The sequence below is a fragment of the Paenibacillus tritici genome (assembly GCF_018207515.1).
GTDB classification, from domain to species: domain Bacteria; phylum Bacillota; class Bacilli; order Paenibacillales; family Paenibacillaceae; genus Paenibacillus_AQ; species Paenibacillus_AQ tritici.
In genome coordinates, this window is sequence record NZ_CP073365.1 from 1,377,217 (window position 1) to 1,389,864 (window position 12,648).

General features: G+C 51.7%; 14 protein-coding genes, 2 tRNA genes and 1 CRISPR repeat array. Of the genes, 11 read left to right on the top strand and 5 right to left on the bottom strand.

The genetic code is table 11. The annotated features are described in order from the left end of the window. Positions 1-7 precede the first annotated feature (7 nt). Together cas2 and KDC22_RS05855 are read left to right on the top strand one after the other, a co-directional pair. Positions 8-298, top strand: coding sequence for a CRISPR-associated endonuclease Cas2 (gene cas2, locus KDC22_RS05850; protein WP_211722373.1), 291 nt, complete (start codon positions 8-10; stop codon positions 296-298). Positions 299-456: 158 nt separating this feature from the next. After that, positions 457-1,489: a CRISPR direct-repeat array (repeat unit 32 nt; unit sequence GTCGCTCCTCGTGCAGGAGCGTGGATTGAAAT). Positions 1,490-1,921: 432 nt separating this feature from the next. Continuing rightward, positions 1,922-3,055 (top strand): GGDEF domain-containing protein, encoded by a 1,134-nt coding sequence (locus KDC22_RS05855; protein WP_343221929.1) that lies wholly within the window; start codon positions 1,922-1,924, stop codon positions 3,053-3,055. Between the two features lie 99 nt (positions 3,056-3,154). On the opposite strand, the gene KDC22_RS05860 is transcribed toward KDC22_RS05855, so the two are convergent. Continuing rightward, entirely contained in the window at positions 3,155-3,727 is a 573-nt protein-coding gene (locus tag KDC22_RS05860) for a CGNR zinc finger domain-containing protein (protein ID WP_211722374.1), read from the bottom strand. A gap of 147 nt (positions 3,728-3,874) precedes the next feature. Between KDC22_RS05860 and KDC22_RS05865 the strand changes: the two genes are divergently transcribed. Next, the gene (locus KDC22_RS05865) at positions 3,875-4,369 is read left to right on the top strand and encodes a DinB family protein (RefSeq protein ID WP_246553315.1); all 495 of its coding nucleotides are present in this window, start codon (positions 3,875-3,877) and stop codon (positions 4,367-4,369) included. Positions 4,370-4,481: 112 nt separating this feature from the next. On the opposite strand, the gene cmpA is transcribed toward KDC22_RS05865, so the two are convergent. Together cmpA and KDC22_RS05875 are read right to left on the bottom strand one after the other, a co-directional pair. Beyond that, positions 4,482-4,619: a cortex morphogenetic protein CmpA gene (gene cmpA / locus KDC22_RS05870; RefSeq protein ID WP_211722375.1), complete on the bottom strand. Its 138-nt coding sequence runs from the start codon at positions 4,617-4,619 to the stop codon at positions 4,482-4,484. 120 nt (positions 4,620-4,739) lie between these two features. After that, complete coding sequence (locus tag KDC22_RS05875) at positions 4,740-5,099, bottom strand: hydrolase/acyltransferase (RefSeq protein WP_173139885.1); 360 nt, start codon at positions 5,097-5,099, stop codon at positions 4,740-4,742. 119 nt (positions 5,100-5,218) lie between these two features. On the opposite strand from KDC22_RS05875, the gene KDC22_RS05880 reads away from it, so the two are divergent. Continuing rightward, positions 5,219-5,704, top strand: coding sequence for a SprT family protein (locus tag KDC22_RS05880; RefSeq protein ID WP_211723903.1), 486 nt, complete (start codon positions 5,219-5,221; stop codon positions 5,702-5,704). Here the strand turns inward: KDC22_RS05880 and KDC22_RS05885 are convergent. Beyond that, complete coding sequence (locus KDC22_RS05885; protein WP_211722376.1) at positions 5,701-6,342, bottom strand: pentapeptide repeat-containing protein; 642 nt, start codon at positions 6,340-6,342, stop codon at positions 5,701-5,703. The genes KDC22_RS05880 and KDC22_RS05885 overlap by 4 nt on opposite strands. 45 nt (positions 6,343-6,387) lie before the next feature. Continuing rightward, positions 6,388-6,816 carry an Lrp/AsnC family transcriptional regulator gene (locus tag KDC22_RS05890; RefSeq protein ID WP_211722377.1) on the bottom strand — a complete coding sequence of 143 codons (429 nt, stop codon included), beginning with the start codon at positions 6,814-6,816 and terminating at the stop codon, positions 6,388-6,390. Positions 6,817-6,943: 127 nt separating this feature from the next. Here KDC22_RS05890 and KDC22_RS05895 point away from each other — a divergent pair, with 127 nt between their 5' ends. The 7 genes from KDC22_RS05895 (at position 6,944) to KDC22_RS05925 (ending at position 12,640) form a co-directional block, all read left to right on the top strand. Further along, positions 6,944-7,717, top strand: coding sequence for an MBL fold metallo-hydrolase (locus KDC22_RS05895; RefSeq protein ID WP_211722378.1), 774 nt, complete (start codon positions 6,944-6,946; stop codon positions 7,715-7,717). A gap of 84 nt (positions 7,718-7,801) precedes the next feature. Next, positions 7,802-7,877, top strand: a tRNA-Asn gene (locus KDC22_RS05900). 6 nt (positions 7,878-7,883) lie between these two features. After that, a tRNA-Ser gene (locus KDC22_RS05905) sits at positions 7,884-7,972 on the top strand. Between the two features lie 319 nt (positions 7,973-8,291). After that, on the top strand, positions 8,292-9,296 hold the full coding sequence (locus KDC22_RS05910; RefSeq protein ID WP_173139881.1) for a Gfo/Idh/MocA family protein: 1,005 nt from the start codon (positions 8,292-8,294) through the stop codon (positions 9,294-9,296). 16 nt (positions 9,297-9,312) lie between these two features. Then, positions 9,313-10,236 (top strand): helix-turn-helix domain-containing protein, encoded by a 924-nt coding sequence (locus tag KDC22_RS05915; RefSeq protein ID WP_173139880.1) that lies wholly within the window; start codon positions 9,313-9,315, stop codon positions 10,234-10,236. A 12-nt stretch (positions 10,237-10,248) separates the two neighbouring features. Continuing rightward, complete coding sequence (locus tag KDC22_RS05920; protein WP_211722379.1) at positions 10,249-11,331, top strand: Gfo/Idh/MocA family protein; 1,083 nt, start codon at positions 10,249-10,251, stop codon at positions 11,329-11,331. A 403-nt stretch (positions 11,332-11,734) separates the two neighbouring features. Further along, on the top strand, positions 11,735-12,640 hold the full coding sequence (locus tag KDC22_RS05925) for a branched-chain amino acid ABC transporter permease (protein ID WP_211722380.1): 906 nt from the start codon (positions 11,735-11,737) through the stop codon (positions 12,638-12,640). Positions 12,641-12,648: the final 8 nt, after the last annotated feature.

Sequence of the window (12,648 nt, forward strand, 5' to 3'; positions counted from 1 at the left end):
GTAATGAATGCTGGTGTTGATAACTTATGACGTAAGCACAACCAGTAATGCAGGGCAAAGCAGGCTGCGCCGGGTGGCTAAGGTCTGTCAGAATTACGGGCAGCGTGTTCAAAACTCGGTGTTTGAATGTATCGTAGATGCCGCACAATATACTGAGCTTAAGCTAAAACTGAAGGACATTATTAATCTGAAAGAGGATAGCCTCCGGTTCTACCAGCTAGGAAATAACTATAAAAACAAAGTTGAGCATGTGGGAATAAAAGAGTCTTTGGACCTTGAAGGACCTCTGATTCTATAGTGCGAATGTGAACCTCACATGAAATCCCCGGGAGATTCGCACCGGGTTTATAGAAATAATTGTAAATTTATTATGAGATACTGATGCGAAATTGATAAACTGTGTGATTTTTCGAATGAATATAAGGATTATTTTCCTTATTTTGATGGAAAATCGCTGTCGCTCCTCGTGCAGGAGCGTGGATTGAAATTATGGTCCCCCACATCTATCGGCACCACCTCCGGGTCGTCGCTCCTCGTGCAGGAGCGTGGATTGAAATATCAACCCATTAGCGCCGATTCCGCCAGCCAGGTCGCTCCTCGTGCAGGAGCGTGGATTGAAATATCTATGGGTTAACCTCCTTGAGGGGAGGGGCTTGTCGCTCCTCGTGCAGGAGCGTGGATTGAAATGGAATGACCCGGGATGTAATGAGGACCGAGATTAGCCGTCGCTCCTCGTGCAGGAGCGTGGATTGAAATAACGGGCGGGGCTTGGAATCGTACTGGTAATTCTGGTCGCTCCTCGTGCAGGAGCGTGGATTGAAATATTACATTTGAAGGGGTGTTTTTATGTCTGATAAGTCGCTCCTCGTGCAGGAGCATGGATTGAAATTACTATTCCACCGTAATCATTGATACGACCTTCAGGTCGCTCCTCGTGCAGGAGCGTGGATTGAAATTCCGATGACCATATTGCCCTTCGTATCCGTGCACATGTCGATCCTCGTGCAGGAGCGTGGATTGAAATATGGTGTACCTCCTTGGAAGTATTATCCTTTATAGTCGCTCCTCGTGCAGGAGCGTGGATTGAAATGTTACGGTAACGTTACTATTTTTTCTTGCCGTCTCGTCGCTCCTCGTGTAGGAGTGTGGATTGAAATACATAACGTCCAAACTCCGTATTAGGCGGAATTTCGTCGCTCCTCGTGTGGGAGCGTGGATTGAAATCGTTGGAGCGCTCCGATATAATGGCGGATAATCCATGTCGCTCCTCGTGCAGGAGCGTGGATTGAAATATTTCATAGCAGCCGAGTGCGACCGCCACTATACGTCGCTCCTCGAGCAGGAGCGTGGATTGAAATCGTATGTATCCAGTGGATGCATTTTCAATCGATCGTCGCTCCTCGTACAGGAGCGTGGATTGAAATTTATCCTGTCGGAACTTGTATTCTGGATGCCAGGTCGCTCCTCGTGCAGGAGCGTGGGTTGAAATAACCCCCCAATCAATCACGCGATAAACTTTCCCATATCGCTCCTCGTGTAGGAGCGTGGATTGAAATCTCCCTTAGTGGGAGAGGAGGGATACTCCTACTGTTGCTCCTCGTGCAGGAGTGTGGATTAAAATCATCGACTTCACGTAGCGCTTGTTCACAGTCAGCGTCGCTCCTCGTACAGGAGCGTGGATTGAAATTTTAGCTGCTCATCCTCTATAAATCTCCTTGGTTGTCGCTCCTCATGTAGGAGTGTGAAGTGAAATCATCAGGTCGATGAGCTGGTGTACCTCTTGTAGGTGTCGCTCCTCATACAAGCCCCCCCCCACCCATTAGTACATATCCCCCAAGAGAGTATCCGACCCGGCCCCTGGCATGTTAAAATAGGAGAAATGTGTACATCGAAATGTGTGAATCTTATCTGGGGGCGGCAGGTGAAAGCGTTGAGATTAAGAGATTTCATGGGCCCTTCGGATACGTCTGCTCACCGGCAGGCCCGGTGGATCAAGCGGTTTCTGTATACCTATTGGCTTGTGATTGCGCTGCATTTTCTGGCTCAGTTGGGGGCTTTTTGGTGGCTGGCTTATCCCATGGGGCCGAAGGAATTTTACTGTGAGGTGCTGTTGTATCCGACACTTCTGATGAGTGCGGTTGTCGGGATTACGCAGCTTGTGGATTATGCAGCACCGAAGTATTCCTTCGTGCTGCTGTTTGTAGCGGGGACGATTATAGCCATGCTGATCATTCATCTGAATATGGATATTCGGATCATCGGGGCACTGATGCTGCTGCCGATTATGGCGTCTGCGATATTCTTCCGTTTGGATCTGACCTTATTTACGTCTGCCCTGCAGGCGGCTGCATTCTTCATTCTCTACCGCTGGGATTACCGGTTCAAGATGTACTTGAATGATTTTGACCTGATTGCCATTCCGCTCTTCCTGCTGGTAGGCACGCTGGTAGCGGCTATTATCATTATTAACGGGCGCGAGCTGGCGAGCGATCTTGAAGCCACCCTGACCGCCAAGCAGGATCTGATGATCGAGAATGCTGTCATCCGCAAGCTGTCTACCACCGATGCGCTGACGGGGCTGTATAATCATATTTCTTTTCACGAATTCTATGAAAAAGCGCTGGAATACGGCAGCCAGGGAGCCCCGTTCCATCTGGCGCTGCTTGATATAGATAATTTCAAGCGGATCAATGATAAATATGGACACCGTACGGGGGACCTTGTGCTGGCTCGGGTCGCCCAGATCATCAAGGAGTATATCTCTCCCGCGGACATTGCAGCCCGCTACGGCGGGGAGGAATTCGCCATATTGCTGTTCGAGAAAAGCTTCGAGGAGGCTTACGAGCTGATCGACGGAATCCGCCGCCAGCTGTCGGAGACGTTCCATGAAGAGATGGAGAACCGGGCGGTTACCGTCAGCGTTGGCCTCCAGAGCTATGCCGAAGGAGCCACCAAAGAAAAGCTGTTCGAGGAAGTGGACAATCTGCTCTATACTGCCAAGCATTCCGGCAAGAACACCACGCTAACCCCGTTGTCCCGCCAAAATATCGTATAAGTTACTCCGCTGTCCTGCCGGATCATCGTATCAGTTACTCTGCTGTCCCGCCGAAACATCGTATCAGTTACCCCGCTGTCCGCCGGATCATCGTATGAATTACTCTGCCGGAGGTTCATCCTCCGCAGCCTTCTTGCGTGCCCGGAACCGCCGGACCTTCATCAGATTCCCGCAGAGCTTGTCGTCGCAATACCGCTTCGAGCGGTTACGCGTATCATCGTAATAGACCCAGAGGCAATCGGGATTGCCGCAAATGCGGAAGCGTGAGGGCTCTTTCTCCAGTAAGGCGGCCGCAAAAGAGGCAGCAATCTCCGCCATGATCTGCTCCCAATCCGCCCGCTGCGGCAGGAGGGAGATCCCGGCTTCGCCTGTGGCATTCCAGACCACCTGGCGCACAACCGGCCCGTTGCCCAGATAATCATTGAGCTGCTCTAGCAGAGCTGTAGCCGGGGCCTCGCCCGCGACCAGCCTCTGCAGCTCGTCCCATAACAATCCGCGCAGCCGCTTCAGCCGCTCCAGCTCCTCCGGCAGGAGCGGGGCGGCTGCAGGCAGCTTCTGCTCCACCAGCCATTCCTCCAGCCACTTGGGTTCCTCCAGCCGGTCCCGGTCCTTGCTCCGGTCGCTTGTCCGCCAATCCCGCCAATAGCTGTTCATGAAATCTACCCACAGCAAGCTTCATCGGTCCTTTCGCGTCATCTTTGCTTTGATTGTAACAGTTAAAAATAATATTTGCTAGTTACTTGATGCGCTCCGGGAAATATGATACATTTCTCATGTAACTGTTATTCGGGTTATTAAGTCGTTACAGGAGGGATACAGGTGAAAAACAAAATTAGCGATGTTCTGGTTGAAAATTGGGATTATGTCATGGAGGTTGAGGATTGGCAGCCGCCGCTTAAGGACGCGCTCGAAGGCGTGAACAGTGAGCAGGCCAGCTGGAAACCGGAGGGGGCTGCGGGCAACTCCATCTGGGAGACTGTGAATCATCTGACTTATTATAAGGAACGTCTGCTGCGTAAGCTGAAAGGGCTGGAGAAATTGCCTGATCTGGAGAGCAATGACGATACGTTCACCGTAACGGAGAGCGGGGAAGAGGCCTGGAACAAGGCGGTCGACAAGCTGAAGTCCGTTCACGCCTCTTTGCGGGAGATCATTGTGGCCCTTGAAGAAGGCGCCTATGAATGGGGCGGCTCGGGACATGCGCCGGGCGAAGAAGTGATGAGCCTGATTCTGCATGATGCTTACCATACCGGACAGATTGTGCTGGTCCGCAAGCTGCAGGGCTCCTGGCCGGGCACGCGCAGCTTCGACTAAGCAACACCGTCACTTTTTTAAAAGTAGCCGGACCTTAACAAGCCGCGATGACCTTTAAAGGTTCTCGCGGCTTGTTTGGATTGTATAAGCTGTTCTGCATCCATCAACCAGACTACACGTTGTTCTGGATGTACTCCTTGGGTTCAGCGGAATTCCGGTAGAAGAACCAGCATTCGTTCAGCAGTTTGATCTGACGGCTGTCTTTTTTGAAATAGGCCTTCATGAGCTGTTGTCGAAGCCACTGTGGCACGGGTACCCCTCCTCTGGCATGCATCCTATGTATAGATAGCATATGGGGGAATTCGCCCAAAGGTGCGACTTTGGCATCAGTTTTGCAGGCAGAAATTAAGAGGGCCTGCCCATACCGGGCCTACTGTACCCGTTCTGCTTCTTCTTCATACCATTGCTCGAGCTGCGCCTGGAGTGCACGGATCTCCGTCAGCAGAGAGATCAGCGGATAATGATCCTCCTTGATGGAGGCAAAAGCACTCTCCAGCCGGTTAATATACGCCAGCCCCGATTCCAGGTGGTGCTCCTCGCGCAGCAGCTCCAGCGAATCGCATTCGGCAACGGCGAGCGGCAGTCCGGGAACATTCTCAGCGGTCAGCTTGTCGATTTCTTTATTCAGGCGCAGATTAAGGGCGCTCAACTGGTAAGCATACTCCTCCGGCATCTCCACGAATTGCAGTTCCTGATCCTGCTGCATGATTACGTACCGCATTTTCGGCATAACTCATTCTCCCTCCGGACTTGTCTTCCTTCTTGACAGTGTAGCCTATGGGCAAGTTACAATTCAAGTAGAGATCTAATTTCCTTAAGGAAGGACCGTGAAGGAACGCTATGACCAGTATGAGCAACGAAGAGCTGCAGCTGTGGATCGAGCAGGTGTCGCTGAGCAGCTTCGGCGTGCCTTTCCGGCATACGGCCAGCTTTAACAGCAGACTTACGACAACGGGCGGACGGTATTTTACCAAAAGCCATAATATAGAGATTAATCCCCAGCAGCTTGCCATGTACGGACGGGAGGAGACGGAGAAGATTATCAAGCATGAGCTCTGCCACTACCACCTGCATCTGGCGAAGCGGGGGTATATGCACCGGGATGCCGATTTCAAAACCCTGCTGGCCCGCGTCGGCGGCAGCCGTTACTGCCAGACTCTGCCCGGAGCCAAAGCGCGCAAGCCTCAGCCGTACCGGTACAAGCTGGTATGCATTACCTGTGCCACCGAATATTTGCGCAAGCGCAGAGCCGATCCGGGGCGTTACCGCTGCGGGAAATGCTCCGGCAAGCTGAAGCTGGTCACCCTGACCACAGATGCGGGTCCGGCTACTTAATCTTTGATTACGAGGCCAAGCAGTCCGGCAAAAGAAGCGGCCTGCTCCGCAGAGATGATACAGCCCTCCAGATCCTGAAGATCCACCAAGAGGCCGGTGAACTCGCAATCGCTTAAGTCAATATCCTTCAGCTTGCACCCGGCCAGCGTAGCTTGCTCCAGATTGCATTGCGAGAAGTACAGGCCGTTCAGAGTGGACTTGTAATAATCCGCACTGGCCAGCGAGCTGCGCTCGAAGGAAGCCCCTTTGAAATTCGCAAAACGGAACACCGCGAACTCCCCGAGGCATCCGGTCACCGACACATTTTGAAACCGCGCTCTCGTGAAGTCCGTCCCGATTAACCGGCAATCCCTGAATTCGGTCCGGTGCATGAAGGCGTCGCTGAAATCCACATTGGACAGGTCGCAATGATCGAAGAGGACATCGGTCAGCTCAATGCCGTGCAGGGAAGATTCAGTGATGGTAACGTTGCGGAAGATGGTTTTGTCAAAGGACACCCTGGCGGCCTCCTGATACTCAATCAGCGCACCTTCAATGAGGCAGCGGCTGAATTCGTCCTTGGAAGCGAGGGCATGAATCTGCTGGGGCAGCAGTAGCTCCGGTTCCGGGATTCTGGGTTGTTCAATGGTATGATTCATGATTACCTCCGAGATTTAGTGTGTTATCCAGCTGTTCACCATTTCCTATTTGATCTGGCCCATGTCCAGGTTGACGCGGTAATTGCCGTACACCAGCAGCTCGTCGAGCAGAGCGTTCAGCGCTTCCTGATTCACAGTGCGCACCCGCATCCAATAGCAGCCCTCCCCGCTGATACGGTGCACCTCGGCTACGTTATCATGGGCCTTCGCAAACTCCTGAAATGGCAGGTGGTCACCCTTGGTGCTGAGATAAACCGTAATAAAAGCATGAATATTCTGCCCGATCCGGAGCGGGTTCCAGCGAATGGTGTAGCCTTCAATGATCTCCAGCTCCCGCATTCTGCGGATACGTGCGCCTACAGCTTGACCTGTCAGGTGGACCAGAGCTCCAATATCCTTATGGCTTAATGTAGAGTCTTCTATTAGAAGCTGGAGGATGCGGTAATCCGTATGATCTATGTGAGTAGCGGTCATGACGGTCATTTCCTTTCCGGCTGAAAGTAGAACCGGCGAATCTCTTTCGCGGCACAATGGTCTCTCTTCCGCAGCTAATTTATAATGAATGGTAACAGAATGCAAGCTTGAGGAAGAGGTGTATATAATGAAAATCCAACTTATCCGCCACGCCGCCCTATGGCTGGAATACGGAGGTGTAACGTTTCTGGTCGACCCGATGCTGAGTGCGCAGGGAGTTAATCCGCCGATTATGAATTCAGGCGATGAACGCCGGAATCCGCTGGTTCCATTGCCCGGCCCGGTAGAGCAGTGGCTGAAGCCGGATGCTGTCCTTGTGACACATCTCCATCAGGATCACTGGGATACAGCGGCCGTAGATCAATTATCTCATGAGCTGCCGGTATTATGCCAGGAAGGTGACGGTGAGAAAATATCCGCTCAGGGTATGCTCAGCGTTACAGAGATTAAGGACAGCAGCTCTGCTTCCTTCGGTGCAGTGACCCTGACGCGTACAGACGGCCGTCACGGGACGGGGGAGATCGGGGAGAGAATGGGCAAGGTATCCGGCTTCATATTCCAGGCAGAAGGGGAACCAGTGCTGTATCTGGCGGGGGATACGATCTGGTGCAGGGAAGCGGAGCAGGTGCTTGCTGATCATCGGCCTGAGGTCATTATCCTGAATGCAGGGGGTGCACGGTTTGCAGCCGGGGGACATATCACGATGAACGAACAGGATGTTGTCGATGTATGCCATGCCGCCCCGGAAGCTTCCGTGATCGCCGTTCATATGGATGCCATCAACCACTGCCGCGTTACCCGCGAGTTATTGAAGCTTCGTCTTGAACAGGAGGGGCTGCTGGACCGTGTCGCTGTACCGCTGGATGGGGAGTGGATATACAAACAGGACCAATCTGTATAAGTTGTAAACGATCTCAATATCTTATTCTCTGCCCTTGACTAACCTTCAGAATCATGATAAATTAATCCTTGTTCATGTTAATGTTCCCTGATAGCTCAGTTGGTAGAGCACTCGACTGTTAATCGAGTTGTCACAGGTTCGAGTCCTGTTCGGGGAGCCATTACTTGGAGAGATACCCAAGTGGCTATAAGGGGACCCTCTGCTAAGGGGTTAGACTGCGTAAGCGGTGCGAGGGTTCGAATCCCTCTCTCTCCGTTCTGAAATACTTCATTGCCAGGGATGAGAACCCTCGGTGGTTCGTTGGAGCATAAGCTTCGTTAGCAATACTTCGCAATCTCTCGCGTAGCGAGAGTATCCCTCTCTCTCCGTACTTTAATCAACACATAAGGAGCTCATATTGAGCTCCTTTTTTGCGTCCATCCAGCTGGAGCAGGCGGAATCTGTGAACGATACGATTTTTCTCAAAATGTCGTAATTCCATATACCCGATGTCGCATTTATCTACTAAAAATCCTGCTTATTATATGATACTTTATAGGTGATGTCAGAATAATGTATATGGAGGTGCAGGCGGATGAGCATTAGGATTGGCAAGATCAGCTTTTGGCATGTACATGCTTGGGATTATACGAAGCAGGCTCAGGAGCATGGCGATACGGAAATTGCTGCGGTATGGGACGAGGATGCGGAGCGGGGCAGGAAGGCGGCAGAGAGCTTGAATGTCCCGTTCTGTGATTCTTTGGATGATCTGTTGGCCCGGGAAGATATAGATGCCGTTATTGTCGACGCGCCAACCTATATGCACCGGGAGGTCATGATTGCGGCGGCCAGAGCAGGCAAGCACATCTTCACCGAAAAGGTTGTAGCTGCAACGCTGAGTGAGGTTAACGAGATCCTCTCCGAGGTCGCAGATCATGGAGTGAAGCTAACCGTCTCCCTGCCGCGGCTAAATGACGGTTATACATTATCGGTTCAAGACATTCTAAGCCAGGGACTGCTGGGGGAGATCACCTATGTCAGAGTCCGCTTATCCCATAACGGGGCAACGGCCAACTGGCTTCCTGAGCATTTCTATAGCCTGGAGCAATGCCAGGGCGGTGCGTTGATTGATCTGGGATGTCATCCCATGTACCTGACCAGACTATTCCTGGGTCAAGAGGTGACCGGGGTAAGCGCGAACTTCGGATATGTGACGGGCAAGGAAGTGGAAGACAACGCGGTAGCAACGCTCTATACCGATTCGGGAGCTATCGGTGTTGTGGAAGCCGGTTTTGTGAATAGCTACTCCCCGTTTACCATCGAAGTGCATGGAACAGAAGGCACCCTATTATATGGAACGCCTGAAGAGAAGCTGCTAGTGAGAAGTACCAAAGCGGCCGATCAAGGGGCTTCCTGGAACGATACGCCTGTGCTGGCCAATCGGGAGAGCGCTTTCCAGCAATGGGTCGCCCACATCCAGAACAACACGCTTGCTTCTGACAATATTCAAGCGGCAACCGAGCTTACCCGGTTAATGGAGGCGGCGAATCTCTCGGCGAAGGCAGGACGGGTGGTCCGGTTAGCCGAATTGAAATCTTGATTTGCAGGAGGTTAACATGAGTCCTTTTCCCTTCGAGATTATGTTTGAGAAGATGGATCTGCTGGAACGGCTGGATATTTCCATTCTGTGGGGACATTATGAAATTTCAGTGCTCCGGTTTCATTTGACCTCTTTTCCGCCGGGGAAGGTCATTGATTTCCATAACCATGCTGAATTTGAATTTCATTTCATCCCGCGGGGCAAGGGAACGGTCATTCTTGGCGATCAGCAGTATCCTTTATCGGAGGGAATGCTCTATTTGACCGGACCTGGAGTCATGCACCGTCAGGAAGCGGATGCGGAAGAGTCGATGGAAGAGTTATGTCTGCATGTCAATATTGCGGAGAAGCCCAGAGACGACGCAGATCCATGGGAGGTTGCGGAAGCAGAGGAATGTGTGGAGAAGCTGAGGAGGCTGCCGCTTATCCCTGCGCAGGATTATCACAGGGCGATGAAGTGTTTTCTGGAGGCCTATGAAGCCTGTGACGGCAAGCTGGCGGGATATTACACATCCATCAAGCATCTTGTGATCAGTATATTGCTGAAGGTAACCAGAGCTTATGATACAGGCGGGATGGGCGCTGCGGCACCCGTACGGGATATGTTGACCTACCGCTATCAATACGCCGTTCAGTACATGGAAGCGAATTATTCATCAGCCGTGACGCTGGAGAATGTTGCGGAGAAGCTGAATATCAGCTCCAGACAGCTGCAGCGGATCTTTAAGCAGGTCCATCCGGATCAAACGTTCAGCCGGATTCTTGAAGAGATCCGGTTGCAGGCGGTGTGCAGCAAGCTTGAAGCCAGCAGCCTGTCGATCGAACACATCGCGGAGTCCGAAGGGTTCACCAATGCGACCTATCTGCATTCGGTATTCCGCAAGCGGCTGGGCATGACCCCGGCTGCATACCGCAAGGCCCGAAAAATACATGAACAGTGAGGATGAGAGACTATGAGCAAAGTATATCGTGTTGGAGTTATCGGCTGTGGAGGAATTGCGAACGGGAAGCACCTTCCCAGCTTGAGCAGACAGGATAAGGTTCAAGTGGTGGCTTTTTGCGATATTATCAAGGAACGGGCGGAAGCGGCTGCTGAACAATTCGGCGGTGCGGAAGCGGCTGTCTACACGGACTATCAGGAATTATTGAAGGATGCTTCCATTGATATTGTTCATGTTCTTACGCCCAATGATGCGCATGCGGAAATATCCATTGCGGCCTTGGAAGCGGGCAAGCATGTGATGTGTGAGAAGCCAATGGCCAAAACTGCGGCAGATGCCAAACGTATGGCTGAAGCAGCGAAACGTACAGGCAAGAAGCTGACCATCGGGTATGACAACCGGTTCAGACAAGACAGCCAGTATTTGAAAAAAGTCTGTGAAGCTGGCGAGCTCGGCCATATCTATTATGCGAAAGCACATGCCATCCGGCGCAGAGCGGTTCCGACCTGGGGAGTATTCCTGGATGAGGAGAAGCAGGGGGGCGGCCCGCTGATTGATATCGGAACCCATGCGCTGGATCTGACGCTCTGGATGATGGACAACTACAAGCCGAAGGTTGTGCTGGGGACCAAATACCACGAGCTCTCACAAAAAGAAGACGCTGCCAACGCCTGGGGACCCTGGGACCCGAAGAAATTCACCGTGGAAGACTCTGCGTTCGGGATGATTGTGATGGAGAACGGCGCAACGATTACGCTGGAGGCGAGCTGGGCGCTGAATTCGCTGGATGTGGATGAAGCCAAGTGCAGCTTAAGCGGAACCGAAGCGGGAGCGGACATGAAGAATGGTCTCCGGATTAATGGGGAGAATCATAGCAAGCTATACACGAATGAGATTGAGCTTGGTGCCGGGGGAGTAGCCTTTTATGAAGGCAAAGAAGAGAAATCTACGGATGTGGAACTGCGAAAGTGGATCGAAGCAATCGAACAGGATAAAGATCCGGTCGTGACTCCTGAACAGGCCTATGTGGTATCCCGGATACTTGAGGCTATCTATGAATCGGCGCAGACGGGTAAGGCGGTCTATTTGGATTAACGTTACACGACCCTTGCAAGACTATATCTGACATGAAGCCGGACCTTCGATGATCGAGGGGCCGGCTTATTTGCCAGTTCAATCCGTGACAAATGTTATATTAATTACGCAGAAACAAAGTATTGTATAAGAAAAGGAAACCACTGCTAACACCATCCTGCTGCAAAATCCTCTGTTTTACTCCTGTTTTCTACACACTCTACAATAACCAACTTAAACCTACCGGATACTACACATATCACGTTATGTAATATAACACCAAATATTGAATTTTATATTAATTCGCACAAAAATTAGTGACTACCTCCTGAGCATGTGTTAATATAAGTGACATCATATTCCAAGTAGAGAAGGTACACAGCGAAAGGGGATTTAAGATGAATATAGGGAAAAGGGGTTGGCGATGGAGTACTTCATTCAGCAACTAATTAACGGGATTTCCGTAGGCAGCATCTACGCTCTGATCGCCCTTGGTTACACTATGGTTTACGGGATTATTAAACTGATCAATTTTGCGCATGGCGATGTATTTATGGTAGGGTCATTCATCGGCCTGTACAGTGCCAAATACTTGGCGGCTGCCGGATTACCGCCCGTCGTTGTTCTGCTCCTGTCGCTGATCATCTCAATGACCATCAGTGCATGTCTCGGGATTAGCATTGAACGTCTGGCCTACAAGCCGCTGCGCAAGTCAACACGGATTGCAGCGCTGATCACAGCGATTGGCGTATCCTTCCTGCTCGAGTATACCGGAGTGCTGATTCTGGGGCCACAGGCCAAGGGCTTCCCGGATATTATGGATAAGAAGCAGGTTCATCTGTTCGGTTCCTCGATTCAGGTGGAGTCCAATCAGATCATGATTCTGCTGACCACGATTATTCTAATGCTTGTCTTGCAGTATATCGTTCGTTACACCCGGACGGGCAAAGCCATGCGGGCCGTATCCTTCGATGTGGAAGCCGCGCGGCTCATGGGAATCAATGTGGACCGCACCATTTCAGCCACCTTCGCTATTGGTTCGGCGCTGGCCGCCGCAGCCGGTGTCATTTTTGGAATGACGTACAATTCGGTTGATCCTCTGATGGGCGTGATGCCCGGACTTAAGGCTTTTGTAGCGGCGGTGCTTGGAGGTATTGGAAGTATTCCCGGTGCGCTGGTTGGCGGCTTGCTGCTGGGGACAGTTGAGACTGAAATTTCTTCACTCGGGTTCTCCTCCTGGCGTGATGGCGTGGCCTTTGCGGTACTCATTCTAATCCTTATTTTCAGACCCTCCGGGCTGTTCGGCAAGAATGTCCGGGAGAAAGTGTAGGAGGAGGC

Bases quoted from the DNA above. Each gene is read 5' to 3' on its own strand.
- cas2 (WP_211722373.1), top strand. From the start codon at position 8: ATGCTGGTGTTGATAACTTATGACGTAAGCACAACCAGTAATGCAGGG.
- KDC22_RS05875 (WP_173139885.1), bottom strand. From the start codon at position 5,099: ATGCCGAAAATGCGGTACGTAATCATGCAGCAGGATCAGGAACTGCAA.
- KDC22_RS05880 (WP_211723903.1), top strand. From the start codon at position 5,219: ATGAGCAACGAAGAGCTGCAGCTGTGGATCGAGCAGGTGTCGCTGAGC.
- KDC22_RS05885 (WP_211722376.1), bottom strand. From the start codon at position 6,342: ATGAATCATACCATTGAACAACCCAGAATCCCGGAACCGGAGCTACTG.
- KDC22_RS05890 (WP_211722377.1), bottom strand. From the start codon at position 6,816: ATGACCGCTACTCACATAGATCATACGGATTACCGCATCCTCCAGCTT.
- KDC22_RS05895 (WP_211722378.1), top strand. From the start codon at position 6,944: ATGAAAATCCAACTTATCCGCCACGCCGCCCTATGGCTGGAATACGGA.
- KDC22_RS05910 (WP_173139881.1), top strand. From the start codon at position 8,292: ATGAGCATTAGGATTGGCAAGATCAGCTTTTGGCATGTACATGCTTGG.
- KDC22_RS05915 (WP_173139880.1), top strand. From the start codon at position 9,313: ATGAGTCCTTTTCCCTTCGAGATTATGTTTGAGAAGATGGATCTGCTG.
- KDC22_RS05920 (WP_211722379.1), top strand. From the start codon at position 10,249: ATGAGCAAAGTATATCGTGTTGGAGTTATCGGCTGTGGAGGAATTGCG.
- KDC22_RS05925 (WP_211722380.1), top strand. From the start codon at position 11,735: ATGGAGTACTTCATTCAGCAACTAATTAACGGGATTTCCGTAGGCAGC.